Here is a 22,335-nt window from a genome sequence, read left to right on the forward strand (position 1 = left end):
GTGACCTCTTACCTTACCGGCGTGGCGGCTGACATCTGGAACCCGATGGACACCAGCTCGGAGCATGTGCCCGGAAGCATCATCAAGGCCCCCGGACTCAGCTGATAATCCGCCTCAACCAGCATTTCTCGATAGCTTTCGGGAAGAACGGAAGACATCATCTTGAGTTTGCGCGCATGTTCATCCTCAAGCTGCGTATCAGCCAATATCCCCTTCCAGCGGCGTGGTTCGGAGATCGGCTGGTTCATCAGATGGTCGGAGATGAAAATATTCTCCACCAGTACGTTTCCGTCCGGAACGCTCATATTCATGATACGGCGGGCAATCGGTTCCGGGTCCTCTCCCGTGGCCACGCCATCCGTCATATGGCATACGAGCGGCGCAGGGCAATCCTGCATGTTGGGAATCTCCGATTGCAGAATTTTCTCGGCCTGAAGAAACGCTTTGGCCGAATCGGAGAAACGCTTCGGCGTCAAATCCGGAAGCGAGCCGATCGCCGCAATTTCGTCAATGCCCTTGATCCCGTTTAACAAATCATATACGTCGTCGCTGTATGCAAGGATGGCGATCCGGTACCTCGGCGTCAGCCGGTTCCCCTTGGTGGAACGAAACACCATTTGCCGAATGGCTAAGGATAATGCTTCGTAAACAACATCAATCCTTCTTCGATCCTCCATCAGCATATTCATGGACGCGCTGATATCAATCAGATATATAATGAGCGCTGGCGTGCGCTGCGATGCTTGAATGGTATAGTTCATCGTGAATAACATTCACCCCTGCAATTTGTCATGTTTACTTCTTTACAGTTTAGGTATCCAGTGGCTGTCGTCACTGATGAATTGCTGCAGATTGTTAAGGCGGCTGCTCATTTTGCCAACCGTTTTGTAATAGGATTTGTCCTTGTTATATAGCGCTATGAATTCACGGGCGGCATTCTTCGCGCGGTCCTTGTTGCCGGCCACCTGCGCATTATACGCCTTGTTATACAAGGCAACTAGTTCGACAACGTTTTGGGACCGCTGCTTCTGAAGCTGGGCGGCTTGCGCTTGCTGAGCGGCCCGCGCTCGAGCCTGTCGTTCCGCCTCCGCCTTGGCCGCTGCCTCTTCCTGAGCCTGCCTTTTCTTCTTCTCTTCCAGCTGGGCTAAATACGCCTCGTATTTTGCCTGATTATCATATTTCTCCTGCAGCGCCTGCTTTTTCTTTTTCTCCTCAAGCGATGCCAGATAAGCTTCATACTTCGCCTGCTTCTCATACTTTGCCTGAAGCTCGGATTTCTCCTGCTCCTTGCGCGCCAACTCGGCTTCCTCGGCCTTCTTCGCCTCTTCCGCCTTCAGGCGTTCCTCTTCGGCTTTTTTGGCCTCCGCTTCCTTCTTTGCAGCCTCCTCCTGCTGCTTCCGCGCTTCTTCCTCCTGCTTGCGCGCAGCCTTTTCTTTCTCCTGGGCCTGCTGCTCCGCTAAACGCTGGGCATCCATCTGGCGGCTCTCGGCCTTCTCAGCCAATATCTGATTCACCGTAATCGCGGAGCCCGCTAAGATCACGATGGCCGCAGCGGTAGAAAGCATGAATTTGCGGGATGACAACAAAGCTTTAATGCCTTTGTTGGATGATTCTTCAGCGGGACGCAGTTGTTCCTCCAGCCCCTGTATGGCGGCCGCAAGCTCCACTTCAAGCGGACTGTCCTTCTTTACGAAGTGATACGCCGAACGGAATATCTCCAATGCTCCGGAAAGATTGCCTGCCTTTTCCAAATCGCGCGCCTGATGAAACAAGCGTCCTACTACATTGTCGTTAACCTCTCGCGTGCCCGGCTCGATTCCAAGCGATGCCATGATGTCAGCAGGCACCTCCCGGGAACATTCAGATCCGGATTCATCCGAATCGTCCTCCTGGGCAGCCGCAGCGGCAGTGGCGGCGGCTGCCGGAGCTTCTTCCACCACTTCTTCCTCACTTACCGAGGATAAAGCGATGAGCCACTCGCCAAAGGTAGGGCAGCTGCTCAAATCCTGACTGTCCCAAGCTCTGCCGAACAGATCCGAGATCCGAGTGCCCCAACGCTGACCCAGCGATTTTTTAAGCAAAAAATAACGTTCGCACGGGGTCTGCATTTCATGCTGATCAAAATAGCTTTCGCCCCATGCCCGATTCACGATAGCCGGATCGCTCCACCCCAGCATCTCGGCAATGATGACGGCCCCTGCAAAACGATCGGCATACGCACTCCATAAACCGCTGTGCACCGTTCGATGCGCCGCATATCCCGGCGAGCCGGCGAGCAAAACGTCGGGACGGTCCATTTTTGGACTGTACATCTGCTCCACATCGACAAGCTCCACGGCGGCAGCGCCTTCCGGCAGCTTCACTTCCGAAAAAAACGGAAGCATGACATTGGGCGCAGACAGATCGCAATGCGCCAATCCACGCTGCTCCATGCTTGAGCCGATGGCTGCCAAAGCCTTGGCCAGCATCAGGCTTTCGGAACGTCCCAGATTACGCTGATCGCTTATAACGTCAAACCAAGTACATCCATGAATCCATGGCATGATGACCGCGTAGAGCAAATCCGGATATTCCGCTATCAAATCTCCGTTTCTTTCGGGAGTGAGCACCTCTCGACTGCTTACCTGCAAACCCGGTATCTCGCGATAATTCCCCATATGCTCGGATTGATAAACCATAGCCGGAATTCTGAACTTAGGAAAAAACACTTTAAGTGCTTTGGCTTCATGCAGCTCCCCATTCACGGGGATCAGCTGGTAGACGATCCCTTGCCTCCCAGCCTGGGCATAAGCTACGCCAGGTGCCGCCGGATGCTGTCCTACCGTATAAGCCGTTCCATTAACAACGATCCCATCGCCCGGGTTTGGCTGAAATGTCATGAACTTCACCCTCTCTTAACTCCATTACCTTGCTATATAACTCTATTAACCGATTGAACCGCGATTGATTCACGATTAACTACATTCTAAATATCCAAAATTGCAAGAAAACCGGGTTGCCTACCACCCGGTTTATTTTGCCTATTAAACTATTATAATGCATCAGAAAGCAAAAGTCTCCGAATGATATTAACGGGATTCGTCAGCCATACGGAATTTCTGAGCGATCGCCTTCAGCTCATTGCTGATGCTGTCAAGCGTTTGTACGAAGGAGTTCATCAAGCGGCTTGCTTCCTGGAATTCCTGGAAGAAGCGCTGCTTCGTCATACCATCCCATTGACCTTCCATTCCGTTGATCGATTGCGTCAGGCTGTTAACGATTTGCTGACTTTGATCACCGCTCTGTTTAAATTGGTTCGCTACTTGCTCCACTTGTTCTGGCGTAATTAAAATACGTCCTGCCATTTATGTAACCTCCTTGAAATTCGTTTTCTGGTGACACTTGACATCTTAGCCCAGAAGACTCGGTTTATCAAAATGTCCTCAGACCTAATTTCGAGTTACCCTATACGTCCCAATTTGAAACATTTTCCATCCCGAATTTCCCAAATGGAATAGGGATTTAGTTGGCAATCCCAAACGAAGACGGATCGGTAAAGGTCCAGCTCTGCCCGGCTAATGCGGCCTGTTTAGCCGCTCCCCCGTTGTCTCCGCTGGTCATGCCCACGGCTGCGGCTGCCGAACTCGGGTTCGATATAACCGTGCCGGAGTTACCATATTCCGGAAGTATGGACGAGCGCCCATCCATCCCGGAAGCGGCGAACAGAGCCGTCGGTGATACGGTGCTTACGATAGCATGCTCCAAAATCGTATGGTATTGATGATCCGTTTCTTGAAATTGATCGGCTTTGCTTTGAAGATGCTTGCCCAGCTGAGCAAGAAGAGCTCCCAGATGCTCTCCAAGACTCCGGGCAGACTGCCATTCATCAATAACCGCCGCTTTGAGAGACGTCTCCCAAACAAGGGATTCCATGGCTTGGTTGAGCGTTCTCGTTATCGCTAAATATTCATCGCCACTATGCTGCAGCTGACGGCTTAACGTCCGGAGAGACTCCGGCTCGACAGAAATACGCATTGGTCCTCACCTTTCATACAGGCTCTGTTACTGTTTCAGCCACATGAGTAACATATGACGAAACTGCTCTTTGGTCGCTGGCGCTGCGGTTAGCCAGTCCTGGTCTCCCTCCAGGCTCATACGCAGCAGCCAATTCATGGACTCGTTCACTATAAATGCTGCATTTTGACTTTCCCAGCTGATTCCGTTCCAAATCGACAGCTGGAGTTCCCCCGAAGATACCTTGTTCTTCATGCATTTCGCCAAAGCGATTGAACCTTCCGCATCGTCCGTCAATCTGGCCAAACGATCGCCGATATCGTCGCAATTATGCTCGGTAACCGAGGTATAGATATCGCCGAATTCCTTCCGGCTAAGCAACAGTGCCGGAATATCTCCCCAGTTTTGGTCGCTGAGGGCCAGATCCTGCACCAGTTGATCGCAGGTTTGTTCGATGGTACCGAGTTCGCTAAGCATGTAACACCGGTGGTCTTCATCGCTTCTGCATACTTGTATTACCCGTTCGTCAGTAACATGCAAATATCCTTCAAACGCCGAATCCTGATTTTCATATTTCAACCAGCACGCACGTTCCGCAAGACCGGCAATAGCCACTCGTGAGAAGACTTCGGGTGGAATCGACAATTCCCCGCCTTCCTCTTGAATCAAATATTGCTTGCTTAGGAGCGATTGTTTGGTTTTCTCCCACTCAACCGCGATTTCTTCCGTTAAATATCCTACAAAAGGATCTTCAACACCAAGTAATCGGTCCGATCCGATAATTCCAGCCAAGAAGAAAAATTCCTTGTCATTCAGCGTGATCGTTTCTTGTTTGGAAGCATGAATTGTCAACATTATGAGCCACCTCCCCTCAAACTACAACATGCCATCGGTCGCGAATTTCTGTGACCCATCTTTGGGCGTTCCATTCCTCATCGAACGGAACTGCGCCTTTTATTCTGGAAAATTTACGTTTTACGTAGTACCCTTGTCCCGGCGGAAGTATTTTTAGTCCTCCAGGACTATTAGAAGATTCGGAAAAAGGAATCCGGAAGAACGATAAATCGTTGGAATCCAAGGTCCCGAATAAAAATCCGTTTTGAGCAGCTTTGATATCGGTAAACCAGTCGACGCCATACGTCGGGAAATCCGCCGGCACGCCGGCAATGACGACATGAACCCTGCGGTCCCTTCCCTGTCTGACGATGGCCGACAGCTGGTCCTTCAAGGTGAAATCCGAAAGCTGCTTGCTGAGAACGTCGGCGTCATCGATCATAAGCAGGATGGCCGGGTCCTCGCTCTCCTTCGACCGGTTCTGAACCCGCTCATAAAGGCTCGTAATGAGCGGCCCCAGATCCTCCTCATTCTCCGCGTGGCCGCGGACATGCGGGAGATGGTTCATCCGGCTCAGGCCGCTGCTTCCATAGCGCGTATCCACCGTATAGATCTCCAGCTCATCCGGAGAAGTATGATATGCGAGCGATAGCATCCAGCTAAGAAGGAATGACGTCTTACCGCCTTCCATCGGACTGGCCACGATAAAATGCGGCCCATCCTCCAGATTGATCGCAAAAGGAGTCAAATCATCCGTAGCCACCCCGACGGGCACCTGATACTTCACCGTTGCGGCCGCTTCATAAGGCTTTTGCACCTTAAGCAGCTGATGGAGCGGAATCTTGTCCGGCAGCGATTCGATCCGCGGGGCTTCCTCGCCATGCCATGATTCATGGTGTACCCGAATCCTGTCGCGAAGGGCTGCCGAACGGTCCCCCTCCTCCTGGCCGGAAGCCGGAAGTGCCGTCTGGAATTCAAGCGGAGGCACCTGGCCTTTGACCAGCCCTCTTCCTGGCGGAAGCTGGCTTGGGGCTCTTGTCGGACGACCCACCGCGTAATAATAGTCGGCCGGATCGGCAAGCTCGTACGATACCGCTTGCGAGATATTGCTCCGCACCTTCTCGAACATATCCGAAATCCGGTTCGCCGTGATGATAAACGTGATGCCCAGACTGCCGCCTTCCCGCAGCAGGTATTCCAGCATATCATTCTCGTCCGGATAGGAATTCCTAAAGTTCAGATAACCGTCGATAACCACGACCAGCTGCGGAACCGTCTCCGTGCTGCCACGGCGGTAGGATGCAACGGTCTTCACGCCGGCCTCGGCGATCATGTCTTTGCGTACTGCGGCCGTTTTCGCAAGAAAACGGAACAGGCGCTTGATCCGGTCATCTTCCTCTGCCGTCATGACTCCCCCGACATGCGGCAGTCCTGCAAAGTCCCGCATCATTCGGCCCATATCCACGATATATCCATGCCAAAAGTCCGGGGTATATCGACTTGCCAACGACATGAGCATCGTTTGAATAAAGGTCGTCTTTCCGAGTCCTGGCATCCCGTATACGGCCCAGTGGCCTTGCTCCAGATTGAGCACCAGCGGCTTCTGGCATTGGTTTGGCAAATCGTCAACCATTCCGACATAGGACACGAGTGCCGAATCGCCGAACGCAGCAAGCTGTTCAATGCCGGATTGTACTGTCTCCAAATCCAGGCTCTCCGGAAGCGGCGGAAGCCAAGGCCCCTGCAGCCGTTCGATCCCTTGCGCTTCGGCCACTTCCGCTACATGGTCAATAAACACCTGCAGCTGTTTGGGCACTTCCAGATGCGCTCCCAGGGATGGAGTCGACGCAAGCAGCGGTTCCGTCTTCCCGTTGATCCGGACCTCTCGGATCGAGACGGCGCCTGGCGTATCCTTCTCTTCAACGTAAGGAGCGCCGCTCCAAGCAAACTGCATTTCTTCAAACACTTCATCGCTGCCCACCTGGAAGTAGCCTCGTCCGGGCTTGTTGATCCAGGCTGCATTCGGAATCTTCAGCATGTCGCGGCTGTCGCCCTCGCTTTGTACCCGAAGACAGATGCGGAAGCGAGAATTACTCCAAATTTTATCGTCCACGACGCCGGCCGGCTTCTGCGTTGCCAAGATCAGATGGACACCCAGCGTTCGCCCGATTGCGGCGATGCTGATCAGTTCATCCATAAATTCAGGCTGGTCTTTCTTCAGCTGTGCAAATTCATCAATGATAATGACGAGATGCGGGAGCGGCTCGCCATGGCGATTGCGCAGCAGCTTGTAATACTCGTCAATGTGCTGCAGGTTTCCCGCATCGTTCAATATTTTCTGGCGGCGGACCAACTCGGCTTTGAGCGACACCTTCGCCCGCTCGATCAGATTGTTGTCCAAATTCGTTATGGTGCCCACGACGTGCGGAAGGTTCACAAACGTATTGGACATGCCGCCGCCCTTATAGTCGATTAGCATGAATGCCAGATCATGAGGGTGAAACTCCGATGCCAGGGAAGCAACGATGGATTGGATAACCTCGCTTTTCCCGGAACCGGTCGTTCCCGCGATCAGGCCATGCGGTCCATGACCTTGACGCTCTATTTTATCATGAAGATTCAAATTAATCTTCTTTCCGCCCGCTCGCACACCCATGGGAACGGGCAATGAATCCGGATATCGGTTCTGCTGCCAGCGTTTGTATACATCCAAATCGTCGATTTTCTGAATATCCATCATCTCGAATAGTGCCAAAACGCTAGGAATATCGGATGCAGAAGACCGCTTCAGCCGAATCGGCGCCATATACCGGGCCAATGCTTCGATCTGTTCCCTGCTGATGTGATGGGATTGGAAGGATTGCTTGGAAACGGTGCCGTCCGGTTTCTTGATCGTGTACGCCGCCTGCTCCCGATCGACTTCGACGATAAGCTGGCAGTGCATCGGCAAGCTTTCTTTCCGGTCGGATAGAATGATGGTGACGGCGTCAGCCGCATCGGCATCTTCCATCAACAGAGGCAGCAGAGGTTCTTCCTCAATCAATTGGGCTGCGGATAGGATCACAACGTAAGCCGGCGTCTCAATCGATTTTTTTCCATGTTCGGTGCGATTGTTTTTACGCCGGTATAAATGGGTAAATATTTCATCAGCAAGCTGATGCGCATTGCTCCGTCGATCTGCAAGATAGCGGCTGGAACGGTCATCATCCCAGGTATGGGGCAGCCAGCGCAGCCACTGCCATTCGCTTGCTTCCCTCTCCTCGTAGAAGGCGGCGATTTTCACTTCGTCAGGCGAGTGCCTGACGGCGGTTTGGGCCATCATGACGCGAAGCATGTTTAATACGCGTTCTCTTCCGCCGACGATCCCGATGACCTTGGATTCGAATAACGGCAGTGCAATCGAGGCATCGTCGACCGTCTGGAACTCGGATGACAGCAATTCGGCCGCTTCGATTAACGGGTCCTTATCATACCCGTCCGCACGGGGAGGCTTCACGTTAATGTGAAACGGAACTTCCCCCTTGCCCACGCAAATCTCCAGAAAATCCTTATCTTCCGGGGAACGTTCCCATAAACTGCTGCTCCGGTTCTTCACAACGTTGTAACAGACGTCCGGATCCCCATGGATGTCAAACAGAATATGGACTTGATCTTCCTGCCGCTCCTTCAGTTCTTCCCGATGCATATCAAGCTGAGCCCGGTACTTCTGATTGCGTTCGGCCAGGTTCTTCTGATAGGTCTTCTTGTTGCTTAAATACATGAAGAACGGCAGCGTGTAGGATGTCAGCATCATAAAGATGGAAATCATCTGAAACATCATGAAATTTGAATTCCCCATCTTACCGCTCACGTTCATATAGACATAGAAACCGATCGTCACCGCCGTCATAATAATCGGAATGATGATGGCAATCATGGAAAACGACGGCTTGCTTGGCTCGGACGGGGGTCTCAGAATTTCCAAGTCTTCATTCGGTAAAGCCGGTCTAATGCGCGGCGAACGTTGGTACAACACGTTCATATGTCACTTCCTCCTAATCCAAAGCATCTGAAATGTACAATTATGTATTTGGCTGTTTCAGTTAAAACCAATGGGTTACTTACCCATTTTCAACTCTCTTGAAACAACGATCTTCTGCCATAGACAGGAGCTTCATCGGTGGTTGTAGAGAATGCGCGCTGCAACCGAACGTAGGAGCCTTCCCTCAATCCCGCTTCAACCAGGTTAGAGTGGCCGCCTACCGTAAACCACAAGCCTTCCGGGAATTTCGCTTCTAATATATATTGAATCCCTTCACTCGAGGGTTCGCGAAAAAGACGTAATCCCAGCAGCTCGTTCAACCGTTCAATGGAGCATTCATCGGGTACGTCGATATCAAACCAATCATCTTCGTTTCGACCGCTGATCACGGTGAGTATCATCTGGTCAACCTGCCTTCCTCAAAATGGTAATCCTATGTTTATTCCATATTGAAAGCCCAATCACCTATTTCAATAGTTGCAAAAAATAGTTACATTATTGTAACTATATCATTCCAGGGTCTGTTCTGTCAATTTGTGTCATATTTCCTATTTCCTATTTTCGATGCGGATTTGTTGGTTCCGAGGAACTATTTGTGTATTCATTATAGGGGAAATCCGGGTTTTTCGACGGTAAAATCCCGTCGTTCACAAAAATGTCACGCTCATAAAAATGATGCTGATTAATTCTATGAATTTAAGGTTATTTTAAGATTGGCAATTTATAATGCAAATATCATGAAAAAACTTTCGTGAGGTGATTGATATGAAAACACTGATCATGTTCCAAAACAAGCCGGTTCCCGTTTATTTTACTACGGATAGCAAGCAGCCGGTTCAAAAGGTATTGAAACTGCTAACCAGCGCGCTTGACCATAAAATCCAAACCGGCAAAAAGGCGCTGCAAAAATGCCTCAACTCCCTCATCAGCATTGAAATCGAGGGATCCGAGGCAATTCTACACAGCAAAAGCGAAAACGACTCTCTTGCGCTATCTCTCTTTTAATAAAAGAGGGGTAGCCCTTTTTTTGTTTGTCTCCATTATAACCCGTAATAACGATCCTCTGCTATCTGCGCCCGCTGAATTCGGATCTGGAACAATTTAACGAGATTTCTCCGCGTTGTGATCTCCTGGCAATTACTCAGCTTTTTTAATATAAACCGATCGATGGACATACTGTTCATCCCTCCATTCTTGTCTTGGAAAAACGACCCTATGTTCTGATAACTTCTATTAACCGTGCCTTTTCAAGATTAAACGAGACTTCCGCCCTTATACAAAGCTTCTCACGGTTCGACGTTTTTTGATGCTAACCCATTTTATGATCAGTACCTTGCATTATTCAGTACTAAGTGATATCTTATTGTAGATCACTACTGAATATTAATTACTACCTCGTGATAACAGCATGAACATGAACTTACGAAAGGAGGTATCGCCGTATGAATGTCAGTATTCAATTCAAAAAAGGCGTTCTTGAACTCTGCGTGCTTGTGCTGATCCATCGCAAGGACCAATATGGCTACGAGCTGGCTCAAGCCGTCTCCCGGCATATCGAGGTAGCCGAAGGCGCCCTGTACCCTCTCCTTCGCAGGCTTGTTAATGAAGGCTACTGCACCACCTACCTCCAGGAATCGAGCGAGGGACCCCCCCGTAAATATTATAAGCTGACGGACAGCGGAGTGATTTATATGCGATCTATGGTGAAGGAATGGCAAGCATTTGTAAGCAACGTGACCAATTTGATAGAGGAAGGGAATTTGTATGACTAAAAAACAGTTTATTTCGATTTTGGAATCTCGCCTTGCCGCGCTTCCTCCGGGGGAACGCCGGGAATTCATTCAGGATGTAGAGTCCCATTTTGTCATCGGCATGCAGAATGGGCGTTCCGAAGAGGAGATTGCCCGGGAGTTGGGAGACCCTTTTGAGATGGCGAAGGAAGCTTTAGGCGACCGGTACGTGGATATGGAAATGCCTGCTCCCTCGGCGGTCAGAAGACCGTTTGCCATAGGCAAATATGCGGTGGGAACCGGTTTGTTCTTCTGTGCATTAGTGACCGTCCCGTTCCTTGCGGCATTATGGTCCGGTGGCGTCGCCATCGCTCTGGGAGCCCTGGCAACCTTGCTGAGCCCGGTGCTCGTTCTGCTCGATTACATCCTGAATGGAACGTTTTATCCGGCTAAATTATTCTTATCGATCTCCTTGATCGGAATCGGCATCTTCCTCGGATATGCCACACGCTCGGCCATGGTTGGATTGTTATCGTTAACCTTGAGGTACTCCAGATGGAATACACGTTTGTTGAAGGGTCGTGACGCACAGTGAACAGAAAATGGTTGTTCAGCTTAGCAATCGCACTTATATTGGTAGGAATCATCGGCATGGCTGCGAACAAGTTTAAATTCGGGGAAGAACTGGTCAGCTACCAGAACCGATGGGATCTGCAGGATGCCGTGAATTTGAAGAAATTAACAATCACCAGCAATATGAATGTCAGTTTCGCTTTTGAGGACAGCGGCGATGATAACGGGTATATCGCTTTTGACGGCAAATTAAAGCCGGAGCATGTCGATATCCTTGAAGCTTTTAAGCCTGCAGGTCAAGAAATCGATTTGGATCTGACTACGGCTGATTCGTTTCAGTTTATGAGCGTGGACTTTCATTCGCCGAAAGGGAAAATAACCATTGTCCTTCCTTCAAGCACGAAACTCGAGGAGCTCGATTTATCAACGTTATCCGATAACATCCAGGTAAGCGGAGCTTCGTCCAAGTCGATTGCCATTTCCGTAAAGTCAGGCAATATCAATATGAACGGAATCGTAGCTGACCAGTTGAACGTAGAGAACATTTCGGGCAGTATTCGCGGCTCCGACATTCAGGCCTCCGCTCAACTCGTCAATCATTCAGGAGACGTCGAATTGAAAGATATGGAAGGCCCCGTGGACATCGAGGTCACTTCCGGCAATGTAAACGTAGGATTGCTCGGCGTTTCGTCGGTGAATATCCTGTGCAGATCAGGCAACGTGAAAGTGCAGCCTGACCCTTCATTCCGCGGTTTCTATGACCTTAAGTCGCTCACCGGATCGATATCGGCGCCGGAGTCATTGAAGGAAACAACCGATACCATCCAAGTGGAAACCTACTCCGGTAATATCGATATCATACACTGAGGCATTATTGACAAACGATAGAAATGAAATATACTATAATTTATAAAGTAAACTATACAACAAGGAGAGTCTTCATACATGTCGAATGTACTATTCATCAAAGCTAACAACAGAGCGATCGAGCAATCGGTCAGCGTAAAAATGTACCATGAGTTTCTGGAATCCTTCAAAGCAAGCCATCCGGAAGATCAAATCACGGAGCTTGATCTGTTCGCAGAGAATCTTCCATATTACGACGGAACAGCCATCAGCGGTATGTTCAAAGCTGCCAAGGGTTTGGAAGCTACTCCTGAAGAGCAAGCGGCTGCTGCCAATGTCAGCAAATATCTTGACCAATTCCTTGCCGCAGACAAAATCGTGCTGGCTTTCCCATTGTGGAACATGACCGTCCCTGCCGTTCTTCATACCTATATCGATTACCTGAACCAAGCAGGCAAAACGTTTAAATATACACCGCAAGGCGTGGTAGGTCTCGTGACCGGCAAAAAAGTCGTCATCCTGAATGCACGCGGCGGCAACTATTCCGAAGGTCCTATGGCTGCAGCAGAGATGGCTGTCAACTTCGTTATGGGCAATCTTCGTCAATGGGGCGTGCAGGATATCGAAACCCTCATCATCGAAGGTCACAACCAGTTCCCTGACGAAGCGGAAATGATCGTTCGGAACGGTCTTGAGCTTGTTAAAAAGGCCGCTGCCGGATTTTAATTGAACTTATACGTATTCATTCATATAGCACTTCGCAAAAGCTGCCTTCACTGACCCAATCAGTGAAGGCAGCTTTTTTGCTTTCGTTTAGAGCGCATCCCACTGCGTCCATTCCTCGGGCGGGTTAAGAATATAGATTTCCTGATCCCGGCTCATAAATCGATGATTGATAAATTCTCGCCGAATCGTCGCATAATCCTCGTGAAAGCGCTTGATAAACGCATTGATGTCCTTTTCCGGATATTCCCTCCCCGCCTCCAACTGCTCCACCAAAAATTCCATGATGACAAGCTTCTTTTTATACTGTGCCGGGATGGACCGCAAGGATCCGTCCTTAGCAATAAAACTGCGAAGAACGGATGCTTTGTAGGCTTCTCGGGCAGTCTGTTCCATGCTGGACTCCTCCTTTTCGACAAACAATTTAACGAATTTCTAATTTAATGTTTATCTAATTAGATATTAATTAAATTACAATTGTTTGTCAATCTCTTTCTGCATCAGACCCGCTCGGACGGGAGTGCGATCGCCTGCATTCTGGATTTATCGCGATAATTGCTGTAGGATTATAATGCTGATAGATAGCGTAAGGTTAATACATAAGGAGGTTCATCATGCTCGACGTCTTAATTATCGGCGCAGGCCCATGCGGTCTAGCAGCTGCCATTGAGTGCGGCCGCCAGGGCCTCAGCTGCGAGATCATTGATAAACACAACGTAGTCCATTCCATTTATCTCTATCCGACCCATATGCAGTTTTTCAGCACGGCTGAAATGCTTGAAATCGGAGAAGTTCCGTTCGCCATATCGAATGACAAACCGTACCGGCACGAGGCGCTGGCCTATTATCGCCGGGTCGCCAAACATTTTAACCTGAATATTTCCCCATACGAAGAAGCCCTCACCATTGCCAAGCAGCCTGACGGCGGCTTTCAAGTAAAGACGCGGCGACGCGGCGGTGAAGAGGCCCTTCGACAAGCCAAACACGTAGTCATTGCTACGGGTTATTTTGATCATCCGAATTATATTGGCATTCCTGGTGAAGACTTGGAGAAAGTAACCCATTATTTCCGGGAAGCCCATCCTTATGCCGGCATGAAAACGGCGATCATCGGCGGCAGCAATTCCGCGGTGGATGCGGCCATGGAGCTAATCCGTGTCGGTGCCGAGGTTACGATGGTCTATCGGGGCGAGGAAGTCTCGCAGAACATCAAACCTTGGGTTCGGCCCCTGTTCGACAGCATGGTTCAAAAAGGGCATATCCAGCTTCATCTGAACTCACGCGTCGTTCAAATCGCGGAGTCCTCCATTACGGTGCTTTCGAATCAGGGACAGGAATCGATCATCGAAAACGACTTTGTATTGGCATTGACCGGGTTCCGTCCTGATCGCAAACTGCTCGCCTCTTCCGGCGTTCAGCTCGACGAAGATATGGAGAAACCTCTCTATAATCCGGATACGATGGAGACCAATGTTCCGGGACTGTACGTCGCCGGCGTAATTGCGTCCGGCCGCAATGCCAATGAGGTGTTCATTGAAACCGGCAGGCTGCACGGCCGATTGATCGCGGAGCATCTGGGCACAAAGGTGTAACCAACGTCTTCCAAAGCGTACATTCCGGGAAGACAACCCGCGTGCAATTGATGTTTATTGCGATATCAGAAAGGCTTGCTCACCGGTAATTCATACTTTCTGATATCTAAATCATAAGGAGTGATCTCCATTGGACGTAACCTCGCTCATTCTGCTGGCTATGGCGGGCCTGGGCATTATCAGCAGCAATTCCGCCGTGACCATAGCCATGCTGGCATTGCTGCTCATCCGCGTCACCGGCTTCCAGCAAGCCTTCCCATGGCTTGAGAAATACGGGCTGACCCTCGGCATCATAATTCTCACCATCGGCGTGATGTCTCCGCTGGCGAGCGGCAAAATGAGTCTCCAAACGATCGGCGAATCCTTCCTGAATTGGAAGTCGCTTCTGGCCATCGCCGTCGGCATGCTTGTCGCATATCTGGGCGGACGCGGAGCCACGCTGATGGGCAGCAACCCTACGGTAGTCGCCGGTCTGCTCGTCGGCACCGTACTCGGGGTGGCCCTGTTCCGCGGCGTGCCCGTCGGCCCGCTTATTGCCGCCGGCCTGCTGTCCTTACTTATCGGCAAATCGTGAAGTCTCACGGAACAACTGTTATTTATATAGGTAAATAGGATAAAGGCCAAAAACCTCCCTGCCGGTTTCATGAACCTTAAGGGAGGTTTATTTGTTCTATATTTAAGTGCCATGCCGGACGGGCCGTTACCATATATAGTCTATTTTATGGTATGATAGCTATCGTATTTTAACGGCTTTTCCCGTAATCCCCTAAGAATTAGGATGTATCAGGAGGTATCACAATTGTCTTCAACGAATACCGAATCGGCCGCTGCCCCGTTAAAGCAGCTTCCCATGCTGCTCTTCAGGCAGCTGAGGCCGAAGCAATGGACCAAAAATTTGTTAATATTTGCAGCCCCCCTCTTCTCGTTTGAAACGGTAAATCCGGGGTCGCTTGTTGAAACCCTGATCGGTTTCTTCCCGCTGTCCTTCGTTTCGGGCTGCGTCTACATTGTGAACGATTATGCCGATCGCGAAGCGGATCGCAACCATCCGGTGAAGAAATACCGGCCCATGGCCTCGGGAGCACTCCCGCCTAAGCTGGCTGTCGTGTTCGGCATACTGCTGCTGATCGCTTCGCTGGCCGTCTCTTATCTGCTCAATCCGCTGTTTACCGCATTATTGCTGCTCTATTTTGCCATGAACGTAGCTTATTCCTTCCGGCTGAAACATGTTGTCATCATCGACATCATGATTATCGCGGCCGGGTTTGTGCTGCGCGCGATCGCAGGCGGGCTCGTCATTCACGTCCCGTTCACGCCCTGGTTCCTTTTATGTACCATGCTGCTATCGCTCTTCCTGGCGATCGGCAAGAGACGGCATGAGCTTCATCTGCTGCAGCATGACAAGGGCTCTCACCGCAAGGTGCTTGATCAATACTCGTTTGATCTGCTCGACCAGATGAGCAGCATCGTCACAACGGCAACCATCATCAGTTATTCGCTCTTTACCTTTACGTCCGGCAGGACCGTTCATCTTATGTGGACCATTCCGCTCGTCATCTACGGGATGTTTCGGTATCTTTATCTGATTCATATCGAGAAAAAGGGCGGAGCCCCGGACCGGGTGCTCCTGGAGGACTCGCACATCCTGGTCACCGTGATCCTCTATGTCATCAGCGTTATCGGAATATTGATCTATTTTGAGTAATTAAAAAAACGGCAATTGAGGGAAATTATATGAATCAGAAACTCGCTATTTTTGACATCGACAAAACGGTCATCCATACGGACTCCATGTTTCGATTTTTGAAGTACGGCATACGAAAACACCCGGCCACGACACCGGTCATCCTGAAAGTCGTGCTGCATTCCGTGCTCTACAAGCTCCGTCTCCTGGAAGCCGAAAAGGCAAAAAGCGCTTATTTTCATGCAATGCGCCATATGGATGACGCCGACCTGAAGCATTTTTACGAAACGGAATTGAAGCCTGCCATCTTCCCGGATGCGCTGAAGGAAATGCAGCTAAAAAAAAGCGAGGGCTATCATGTCCTGCTCGTAACCGCGTCCCCCGACGCTTACATGAGATATTTTGCGGAGCTGCCCTGCGTCGACGCGGTCATTGCCACGAAATTATCCGTTCGGGATGGGCGTTTCACGTCGATGATTGAAGGAAACAACTGCAAGGGGGAGGAGAAAGTGAACCGGATTCAGCAATACTTAAGCGAGCAGCGGCTGGCCATTGATTACGACTCTTCCTGCGCGTACTCCGATTCCTTATCCGACCTGCCGATGTTTCGGCTTGTTAAGCACAAATATTTGATCAATCAAAAGTCCGCCCATGGATGCGAGGGATTAACATGGAACAAGTAAAAGCGCAGAGTGCCCCGCGCCACCTAGGCAAGCTGTTTATGGTCTTATCGGCTTTTTTGACGGCGACCGGCCAGCTGTTCTGGAAATGGGGACACGCCCATTTGGTGTATATGGGAATCGGTTTTGTGTGTTACGGCCTGGGAGCCATCCTCATGATCAAATCGTTTTCCCTGGAGAAGCTGTCCGTTGCTTATCCCCTGATGTGCATCAGCTATATCGTGGCTTTGTTTTACGGGGATTTCTTTCTGGATGAGCCGTTAACCTTGAAAAAGCTGGCCGCCGTGGCCCTGCTTGGAATCGGGGTGACATTAACCTCCTATGAAAAGTGACGTGCCGCTGTACTTGCTTCTGCTCCTAATGACCTTGCTGGGCTCGCTGGGCAGCGTATTCTTCAAAGGATATACCGCGGGTAAACGAATCAAGCTGCTGCTGATCGGTTTTCTTAGCTACGGTTTGGGAGCCTTGTTAAACATTTACCTGCTGGGGAAACTTCCGTATACGCTGGTGATGCCGGCCAATGCCCTTACGTTCCTGTGGGCGCTGCTGTTTGCCAAACTGGTGTTCAAGGAAACCATCGGCATTCGAAAAATCGCCGGCGTTGCCTTTATCATATCCGGATTGCTGCTGCTGATCTGGTAAACGAATGCCGCTAGGCCGAACCTCAATACATATCACGGATAGATTGGTGGAAAGAAAAACATGACTTTTTTCAGTTATTTATTTGGAAATAGAAAAGATAATTTCACGGCGGTCGGGCTAAGCGTCTGCCTTGCCTTATGGTATGTATTCATGAACCTTCCCTTCGTGACATACATCAAGGATCACGCAGCCGAATTGATGCCTCACAGCCCCTTCTACGGTGCGCCCTTTACGCTGAATCTATTTAACTTCGACCCTTCGATGGAATATGGACCGGAAAATATTTCGATCATCCATCCGTTCATTAATTTCCTGACGAGTCCGCTAACAACGATGATCGGGAGCTCCAACCTCCCTTATCTTCTGATTCAATCCGTCTTGAACGCCTTTAGTGCAGCTTTGGTTTATTACATCGTTCGGCGAAGCGGAGCCGGCTGGCTGCTGTCCTTCGTAACGGCGGCTTTCTTCGGTATCAGCTCATATTCGCTGTTCACGGCATTCATTCCGGATTCATACGCGTATGCCCAATTCATGATCATTTTGTCGGCCGCTTATTTGCACTACAGCCGGTTGGAGGACCGGTATGCCGTCATGCCGAATGCCTCCCTGGCCCTGATTAATTTCGGGATCACGTCCACGAATGTGGCAACGTTCGCTGGAGCGCTGCTGATCAGCCTGTTCGATCGGCGCCGAATGGATACGTTCAAAAGGTTTATCATCATTATGCTGATTTTTCTGGGAATGGTGGTGATCGTCACCCTGCTTCAGCACTTGCTGTTCTCCGGTAAGTCATGGATCGCGAACGTGTTTTCAAGCGTGCAGAATGGTGCGCTCAGCTATGTTTCGCCCTTTTCATGGGAGCATCATTCCCGGGTCTTCTACATGCTGTTTGTAAGCCCGATCCTGTCGCCTGAGCTTGCCATGATCGATCCGGGAATCGCGGCGTTCGTGACAGATCTGGCCAAACCGTATCCGATCCATGTCCATATCGTCGGGATCGGGGTACTGCTCCTAGCCGTTCTGTCCTTTATCAGGGGCATCCGTTCCCGGGATACCTGGGCATTTTCCATCTATATTCTGTTCGCCATTCTGCTGCACATCATCGTGGGGTTCGGTTTGGCCACATATGCTTACGATCTCTACCTCTACGCAGGACATTATCTGTTTGCGCTGTTCGTGCTTGCTGCGCTGTTCATTGCCAAGACGAAGAGCCTCCGGCTTCAACAAGTCCTCACCGGCATCATGGCGCTGTTCCTGCTCATCACGCTCGTCAACAATATCGTGCTGCACGGTCAGTCGCTGGACTATATTCAGACGACCTATGACACGGTGTTCAAACATATCGAGAAATAAGACTGTAAAAAAATCAAAAGACCCGTCCCCTGAAGCATGGCCGAATACCATGCCTAAGAAGGACGGGTCTTTCGTCTAATTAAGTCTCCAAATGCTGCACGTTGTACAGTCTGGCATAGCTTCCATCCAGAGTCATCAGCTCGCCGTGCGTGCCCTGCTCCGTAATTCTTCCATTCTCCAGCACAACGATTTGATCGGCGTGCGTTATGGTCGAAAGGCGATGGGCGACGATCAATGTGGTGCGGTTGCTCGATAGGGATTGCAGAGCCTGCTGGATCAGATGCTCGGACTCCAAATCCAGCGCCGAAGTCGCCTCATCCAGCACCAGAATGTCCGGATCCTTGAGAAAGACGCGGGCGATCGCCAGTCTTTGCTTCTGACCTCCCGACAGCTTGACGCCGCGTTCGCCCACTTCCGTGTCATAGCCTTGCGACAGCTGGGTGATGAAGTCATGGGCATTGGCGGCTTGGGCAGCGGCGACGATCGCGGCTTCATCCGCCTCCGGATTGCCGAACAGAATATTTTCTCGGACGGTGCCGCTAAACAGGAAGTTGTCCTGCAGGACCATGCCCACCGAACCGCGCAGGCTGTCCAGCGTCAAATCCCTGACATCGTGGCCGTTAATCTTCACCGCGCCCTGCTGCACATCGTAGAATCTCGGAATCAGTCCGATCAGGGACGATTTGCCGCCGCCGCTCATGCCGACGAACGCAATCGTCTGTCCCTGCCGAATGGTCAGGTTAATATCTTGAAGCACCCATCCCGCAGCGTCATTGTATTTGAAGGAGACACGGTCGAATTCGATCTGTCCCGCGGTCTTAAGCGTTTTGGCATTCGGACGGTCCACGATGTCATACGGCTCGTCCATTAGCTCCTTGACCCGCTCCAGCGACGCTGAGGCCTGCGTCAACACCGTTGAAGAGTTAATCAGGCGGCGAAGGGGCGCATACAATCTGTCGAGATAACCGAAGAAGGCAACAAACGTACCTAATGTCAGATCTCCCTGGATCACCCGGTAGCCCCCGTAACCGATAACCAGAATAGGCGCAATATCGGTCAGCGTGTTAATCACCGAGAAAGTCAGCGCATTCCAGCGCGTCTGGGCCATCGCTTTATTCAGGAAATTTCCGTTGATGCCTTCGAATTTCTTCTGATCATAACGCTCCAGGGTAAAGCTTCGGATGACCGAGATCCCTTGAATCCGCTCATGCAGGTATGCCTGAATGCCCGCGAGAGCCTGCGACCGGTCTTTGGTCAAGCGCTTAAGCCGTTTATAGAGTAAGTTCACCGCTAGTCCGTAGAGAGGCAGAATCGAGATGGCAACCAGCGTCAAAACGGGGTTCATGAAGAGCATGACCACTAATACGAACAGCAATGTGAACATATCCAGCCAGATGTTCATCATGCCGACTTCCACCAGGTTTTTCGATTGCTCCACATCATTGATAAAACGCGATATCGCCTCGCCGACCTTGGTATTCTGGTAGTAACGGAGGGACAACCGCTGCAGATGCGCATACAGCCGGTTACGCATATCAAACAAAATACGGCTCGTAATGAACTGCGCAAAATACTGACGCAGGTATTCCACCGGACCGCGAACGATGACAAACAGCACCAGCGTCCCCCCGAGAATCCACATCAGATCCTGGATTTTCTGCTCGATGCTCATCTGCTGATTGATCAGCAGATCATCCACGACATATTTCATGATCATGGGCAGCAATAACGGGATCGCGAATTTGATCATGCCGATGATGAGAGTGAGAATGATCCACTTCATATACGGCTTAACGAACGGATAATAGATTTTCCATGACTTCAAAGGTGAATCACAGCCCCTTTCTTCAGGTTATAGAATGCACAATGTTTTCTGCGAAGGTGAACCCCTTCGATAATCGCAAGAAAAACACCCTTCTAAACGCTGTCTGCCTTCTGTAAAGGTACATCGATGGAGGTTTTTCTCAAGGGACATCCATCTTGTGACAGACGAAGAGCAGTTGACATTTGAGAGCTTCAATGCTTTATTAGTTCTAAACTCATGAAATGTATCATGTCTGCAGGAGGATTTAGTCATGACCAGAATTTTCGTGACGGAGGCGGTCATGCTGGCCATTTACGGTCAGCTGTTAGTACCACCCAAACCCGTCGAATACATCATTCCATACACCACGATTTTGGAATTATATGAGCTTCATACCACGGAGGAACATCTCATGAATAGCAGTGCTGATGACCAGCACGTCAAGATAAAGATCGGCGAATTGATTTCATATTTCGAAGAGCCGCTGAACAAAAAGAAAATCGAGCGGGCCCTCCAGGTTCCCTGGTCCAAAAGCCCGACCATTCCCGTTAGCGAAACCACTCGGGTCTCGGTCATGAACACCATGGACACCGCACCGTACGGAGAGTCCTTCGATCCCATTGAGACCGAGCTGCTGCTGGCTTCCCAAAAAGCGGAGGCTCCCATATTGACGGATCAATACGAGTTGATTCAGCGCATCGTTGAAAGCGCTCTTCCCGTGCAGGTCTATGATATCGACGATTTTGACTTTGCGCTGGAGGTCCCGTTATCCGGGCAGCCGTAAGGCTCCTGTGTACATGCATACACAAGGCAAAAGGAGTCCCTTCCCCGGTTTGAATGGGGCAGGGACTCCTCATGTTGACCGAAAAAAATTCCCCGTGCGGGGAATTTAAAGCATGCACATCTGCCTCCACGAACGAGCCTCAGCTCTTCTTTTTTATCTTATCGAGCAAGCGGATCGTGATCGCATCCATAGCGGGCAATGCCTGGAAATCAAAATATTTAAGAGATACTTCCGTATTCGGGGACAAATGAATGGCGCTGTGCAGACCGGTTGCCGCGTAAACGCCGATTACATAATATACCTCATCTCCACCAAGCTGCTTCTTCATATACTCCGGACCTGATACAAGGTCCAAGAGTCGCATATCGTCCGCGGTCAGGCCGCTCTCTTCCCACAGCTCTCTGGAGGCTGTGTCTTCAAGAGCTTCGCCGGGCTTCAGGTTTCCGATCGGGAGTCCCCACTCGTCCCTGTTCTGACGTTTCAGGAGAAGTATCTCTCCGTTATCGTTCAGCACAAGCACCGCCGCTTTCACACGGACCACCGAACGTTTGCCGATATACTGGCGAATATCACGGTGATATACGCTCATCTTGGGAACCTCCTTTCCCTAGATGGCGCTGCAGTCTCTCATCAGGTTAATTTACTGCGCCCTCTTCTTCATAAATATACGAAATGTCATCCAAGGATTCCTCATATTTCACGCGTAGCGTATACCCTTTCAAATACCACAGATCCTGCTCTTCCATATAGAAAGTTACCTCTTCCGAACGCTCCGTCAGTCCTGCTTCCCTTGGCTCTTCTACCGAAATACCGAGCGAAAAGCCGGGATGGAGCCCGCCGCCTGAGCTATAGCGTGGAAAGAAGCGAACGAACGTGCCGGCTTGAAGGTCGAGCTCCTTCTTGTACCAACGTGCTGCCTGATCGCTGACTTGAATTTGCATGTGTCGTGCACCCTCCTTAGACGTTATTTTATGTTGATCCCTATCTTTTTGGCAGACCGGAGATCATAGGGACGGTATCCATATTTAGCTGCAATATTATCATAACGCATACGCACGTTAGGATACAAATCATTT

Annotated in this window: 24 protein-coding genes; 13 read left to right on the forward strand and 11 right to left on the reverse strand. The window is 50.4% G+C overall.

Annotated features, from left to right (window positions below):
• Positions 1-8: 8 nt before the first annotated feature.
• From RB297_RS08820 to RB297_RS08850, 7 genes are all read right to left on the reverse strand, one after another.
• The gene (locus tag RB297_RS08820) at positions 9-761 is read right to left on the reverse strand and encodes a vWA domain-containing protein (RefSeq protein ID WP_036661656.1); all 753 of its coding nucleotides are present in this window, start codon (positions 759-761) and stop codon (positions 9-11) included.
• A gap of 42 nt (positions 762-803) precedes the next feature.
• A complete protein-coding gene (locus RB297_RS08825; protein WP_375120277.1) occupies positions 804-2,879 on the reverse strand; it encodes a protein kinase family protein in 2,076 nt (691 codons plus the stop codon).
• Positions 2,880-3,068: 189 nt separating this feature from the next.
• Positions 3,069-3,344, reverse strand: a complete 276-nt coding sequence (locus RB297_RS08830) for a WXG100 family type VII secretion target (protein WP_006211202.1) — start codon at positions 3,342-3,344, stop codon at positions 3,069-3,071.
• 157 nt (positions 3,345-3,501) lie between these two features.
• Positions 3,502-4,014 carry a WXG100 family type VII secretion target gene (locus RB297_RS08835; RefSeq protein ID WP_015736242.1) on the reverse strand — a complete coding sequence of 171 codons (513 nt, stop codon included), beginning with the start codon at positions 4,012-4,014 and terminating at the stop codon, positions 3,502-3,504.
• Positions 4,015-4,041: 27 nt separating this feature from the next.
• The gene (locus RB297_RS08840; RefSeq protein WP_375120278.1) at positions 4,042-4,848 is read right to left on the reverse strand and encodes a hypothetical protein; all 807 of its coding nucleotides are present in this window, start codon (positions 4,846-4,848) and stop codon (positions 4,042-4,044) included.
• 16 nt (positions 4,849-4,864) lie between these two features.
• Positions 4,865-8,848 (reverse strand): type VII secretion protein EssC, encoded by a 3,984-nt coding sequence (gene essC, locus RB297_RS08845; RefSeq protein ID WP_375120279.1) that lies wholly within the window; start codon positions 8,846-8,848, stop codon positions 4,865-4,867.
• A gap of 89 nt (positions 8,849-8,937) precedes the next feature.
• Complete coding sequence (locus RB297_RS08850) at positions 8,938-9,249, reverse strand: hypothetical protein (RefSeq protein ID WP_009590697.1); 312 nt, start codon at positions 9,247-9,249, stop codon at positions 8,938-8,940.
• Between the two features lie 364 nt (positions 9,250-9,613).
• On the opposite strand from RB297_RS08850, the gene RB297_RS08855 reads away from it, so the two are divergent.
• The 5 genes from RB297_RS08855 (at position 9,614) to RB297_RS08875 (ending at position 12,723) form a co-directional block, all read left to right on the forward strand.
• Positions 9,614-9,853 carry a hypothetical protein gene (locus RB297_RS08855; protein ID WP_006211206.1) on the forward strand — a complete coding sequence of 80 codons (240 nt, stop codon included), beginning with the start codon at positions 9,614-9,616 and terminating at the stop codon, positions 9,851-9,853.
• Positions 9,854-10,290: 437 nt separating this feature from the next.
• Positions 10,291-10,620 carry a PadR family transcriptional regulator gene (locus tag RB297_RS08860; RefSeq protein ID WP_009590638.1) on the forward strand — a complete coding sequence of 110 codons (330 nt, stop codon included), beginning with the start codon at positions 10,291-10,293 and terminating at the stop codon, positions 10,618-10,620.
• The gene (locus tag RB297_RS08865; protein WP_096774456.1) at positions 10,613-11,173 is read left to right on the forward strand and encodes a DUF1700 domain-containing protein; all 561 of its coding nucleotides are present in this window, start codon (positions 10,613-10,615) and stop codon (positions 11,171-11,173) included. The genes RB297_RS08860 and RB297_RS08865 overlap by 8 nt, the downstream gene beginning before the upstream one ends.
• Entirely contained in the window at positions 11,170-12,018 is an 849-nt protein-coding gene (locus RB297_RS08870) for a DUF4097 family beta strand repeat-containing protein (protein WP_375120280.1), read from the forward strand. Before RB297_RS08865 ends, RB297_RS08870 begins: the two co-directional genes overlap by 4 nt.
• A gap of 78 nt (positions 12,019-12,096) precedes the next feature.
• The gene (locus RB297_RS08875; RefSeq protein WP_375120281.1) at positions 12,097-12,723 is read left to right on the forward strand and encodes an FMN-dependent NADH-azoreductase; all 627 of its coding nucleotides are present in this window, start codon (positions 12,097-12,099) and stop codon (positions 12,721-12,723) included.
• Positions 12,724-12,810: 87 nt separating this feature from the next.
• Here RB297_RS08875 and RB297_RS08880 read toward each other — a convergent pair whose 3' ends face one another.
• Entirely contained in the window at positions 12,811-13,116 is a 306-nt protein-coding gene (locus RB297_RS08880) for a DUF2087 domain-containing protein (protein ID WP_375120282.1), read from the reverse strand.
• A gap of 218 nt (positions 13,117-13,334) precedes the next feature.
• Here RB297_RS08880 and RB297_RS08885 point away from each other — a divergent pair, with 218 nt between their 5' ends.
• The 7 genes from RB297_RS08885 (at position 13,335) to RB297_RS08915 (ending at position 18,671) form a co-directional block, all read left to right on the forward strand.
• Complete coding sequence (locus RB297_RS08885; RefSeq protein ID WP_096774459.1) at positions 13,335-14,312, forward strand: YpdA family putative bacillithiol disulfide reductase; 978 nt, start codon at positions 13,335-13,337, stop codon at positions 14,310-14,312.
• 130 nt (positions 14,313-14,442) lie between these two features.
• Positions 14,443-14,886: a DUF441 domain-containing protein gene (locus tag RB297_RS08890; RefSeq protein WP_015736251.1), complete on the forward strand. Its 444-nt coding sequence runs from the start codon at positions 14,443-14,445 to the stop codon at positions 14,884-14,886.
• 225 nt (positions 14,887-15,111) lie between these two features.
• Entirely contained in the window at positions 15,112-16,017 is a 906-nt protein-coding gene (locus RB297_RS08895; protein ID WP_375120283.1) for a decaprenyl-phosphate phosphoribosyltransferase, read from the forward strand.
• Positions 16,018-16,046: 29 nt separating this feature from the next.
• Positions 16,047-16,679, forward strand: coding sequence for an HAD family hydrolase (locus tag RB297_RS08900; protein WP_375120284.1), 633 nt, complete (start codon positions 16,047-16,049; stop codon positions 16,677-16,679).
• Positions 16,667-17,008 carry an EamA family transporter gene (locus RB297_RS08905; protein WP_375120285.1) on the forward strand — a complete coding sequence of 114 codons (342 nt, stop codon included), beginning with the start codon at positions 16,667-16,669 and terminating at the stop codon, positions 17,006-17,008. Before RB297_RS08900 ends, RB297_RS08905 begins: the two co-directional genes overlap by 13 nt.
• Positions 16,998-17,318 carry an EamA family transporter gene (locus RB297_RS08910; RefSeq protein ID WP_096774462.1) on the forward strand — a complete coding sequence of 107 codons (321 nt, stop codon included), beginning with the start codon at positions 16,998-17,000 and terminating at the stop codon, positions 17,316-17,318. Before RB297_RS08905 ends, RB297_RS08910 begins: the two co-directional genes overlap by 11 nt.
• Before the next feature lie 60 nt (positions 17,319-17,378).
• Positions 17,379-18,671: a DUF6080 domain-containing protein gene (locus tag RB297_RS08915; RefSeq protein ID WP_375120286.1), complete on the forward strand. Its 1,293-nt coding sequence runs from the start codon at positions 17,379-17,381 to the stop codon at positions 18,669-18,671.
• Positions 18,672-18,750: 79 nt separating this feature from the next.
• Here the strand turns inward: RB297_RS08915 and RB297_RS08920 are convergent, their stop codons facing one another.
• The gene (locus tag RB297_RS08920) at positions 18,751-20,496 is read right to left on the reverse strand and encodes an ABC transporter ATP-binding protein (RefSeq protein ID WP_096774464.1); all 1,746 of its coding nucleotides are present in this window, start codon (positions 20,494-20,496) and stop codon (positions 18,751-18,753) included.
• Positions 20,497-20,746: 250 nt separating this feature from the next.
• On the opposite strand from RB297_RS08920, the gene RB297_RS08925 reads away from it, so the two are divergent.
• Entirely contained in the window at positions 20,747-21,259 is a 513-nt protein-coding gene (locus RB297_RS08925; protein WP_009590651.1) for a hypothetical protein, read from the forward strand.
• 139 nt (positions 21,260-21,398) lie between these two features.
• Here the strand turns inward: RB297_RS08925 and RB297_RS08930 are convergent, their stop codons facing one another.
• Together RB297_RS08930 and RB297_RS08935 are read right to left on the reverse strand one after the other, a co-directional pair.
• Positions 21,399-21,848 (reverse strand): NUDIX domain-containing protein, encoded by a 450-nt coding sequence (locus RB297_RS08930; protein ID WP_009590665.1) that lies wholly within the window; start codon positions 21,846-21,848, stop codon positions 21,399-21,401.
• 46 nt (positions 21,849-21,894) lie between these two features.
• Complete coding sequence (locus RB297_RS08935; protein WP_009590696.1) at positions 21,895-22,200, reverse strand: HesB/YadR/YfhF family protein; 306 nt, start codon at positions 22,198-22,200, stop codon at positions 21,895-21,897.
• Positions 22,201-22,335 lie beyond the last annotated feature (135 nt).

Origin of the sequence: Paenibacillus sp. CR_12 (genome assembly GCF_041953985.1) — a bacterium.
Taxonomy (GTDB): Bacteria; Bacillota; Bacilli; order Paenibacillales; family Paenibacillaceae; genus Paenibacillus_AQ; species Paenibacillus_AQ lautus_A.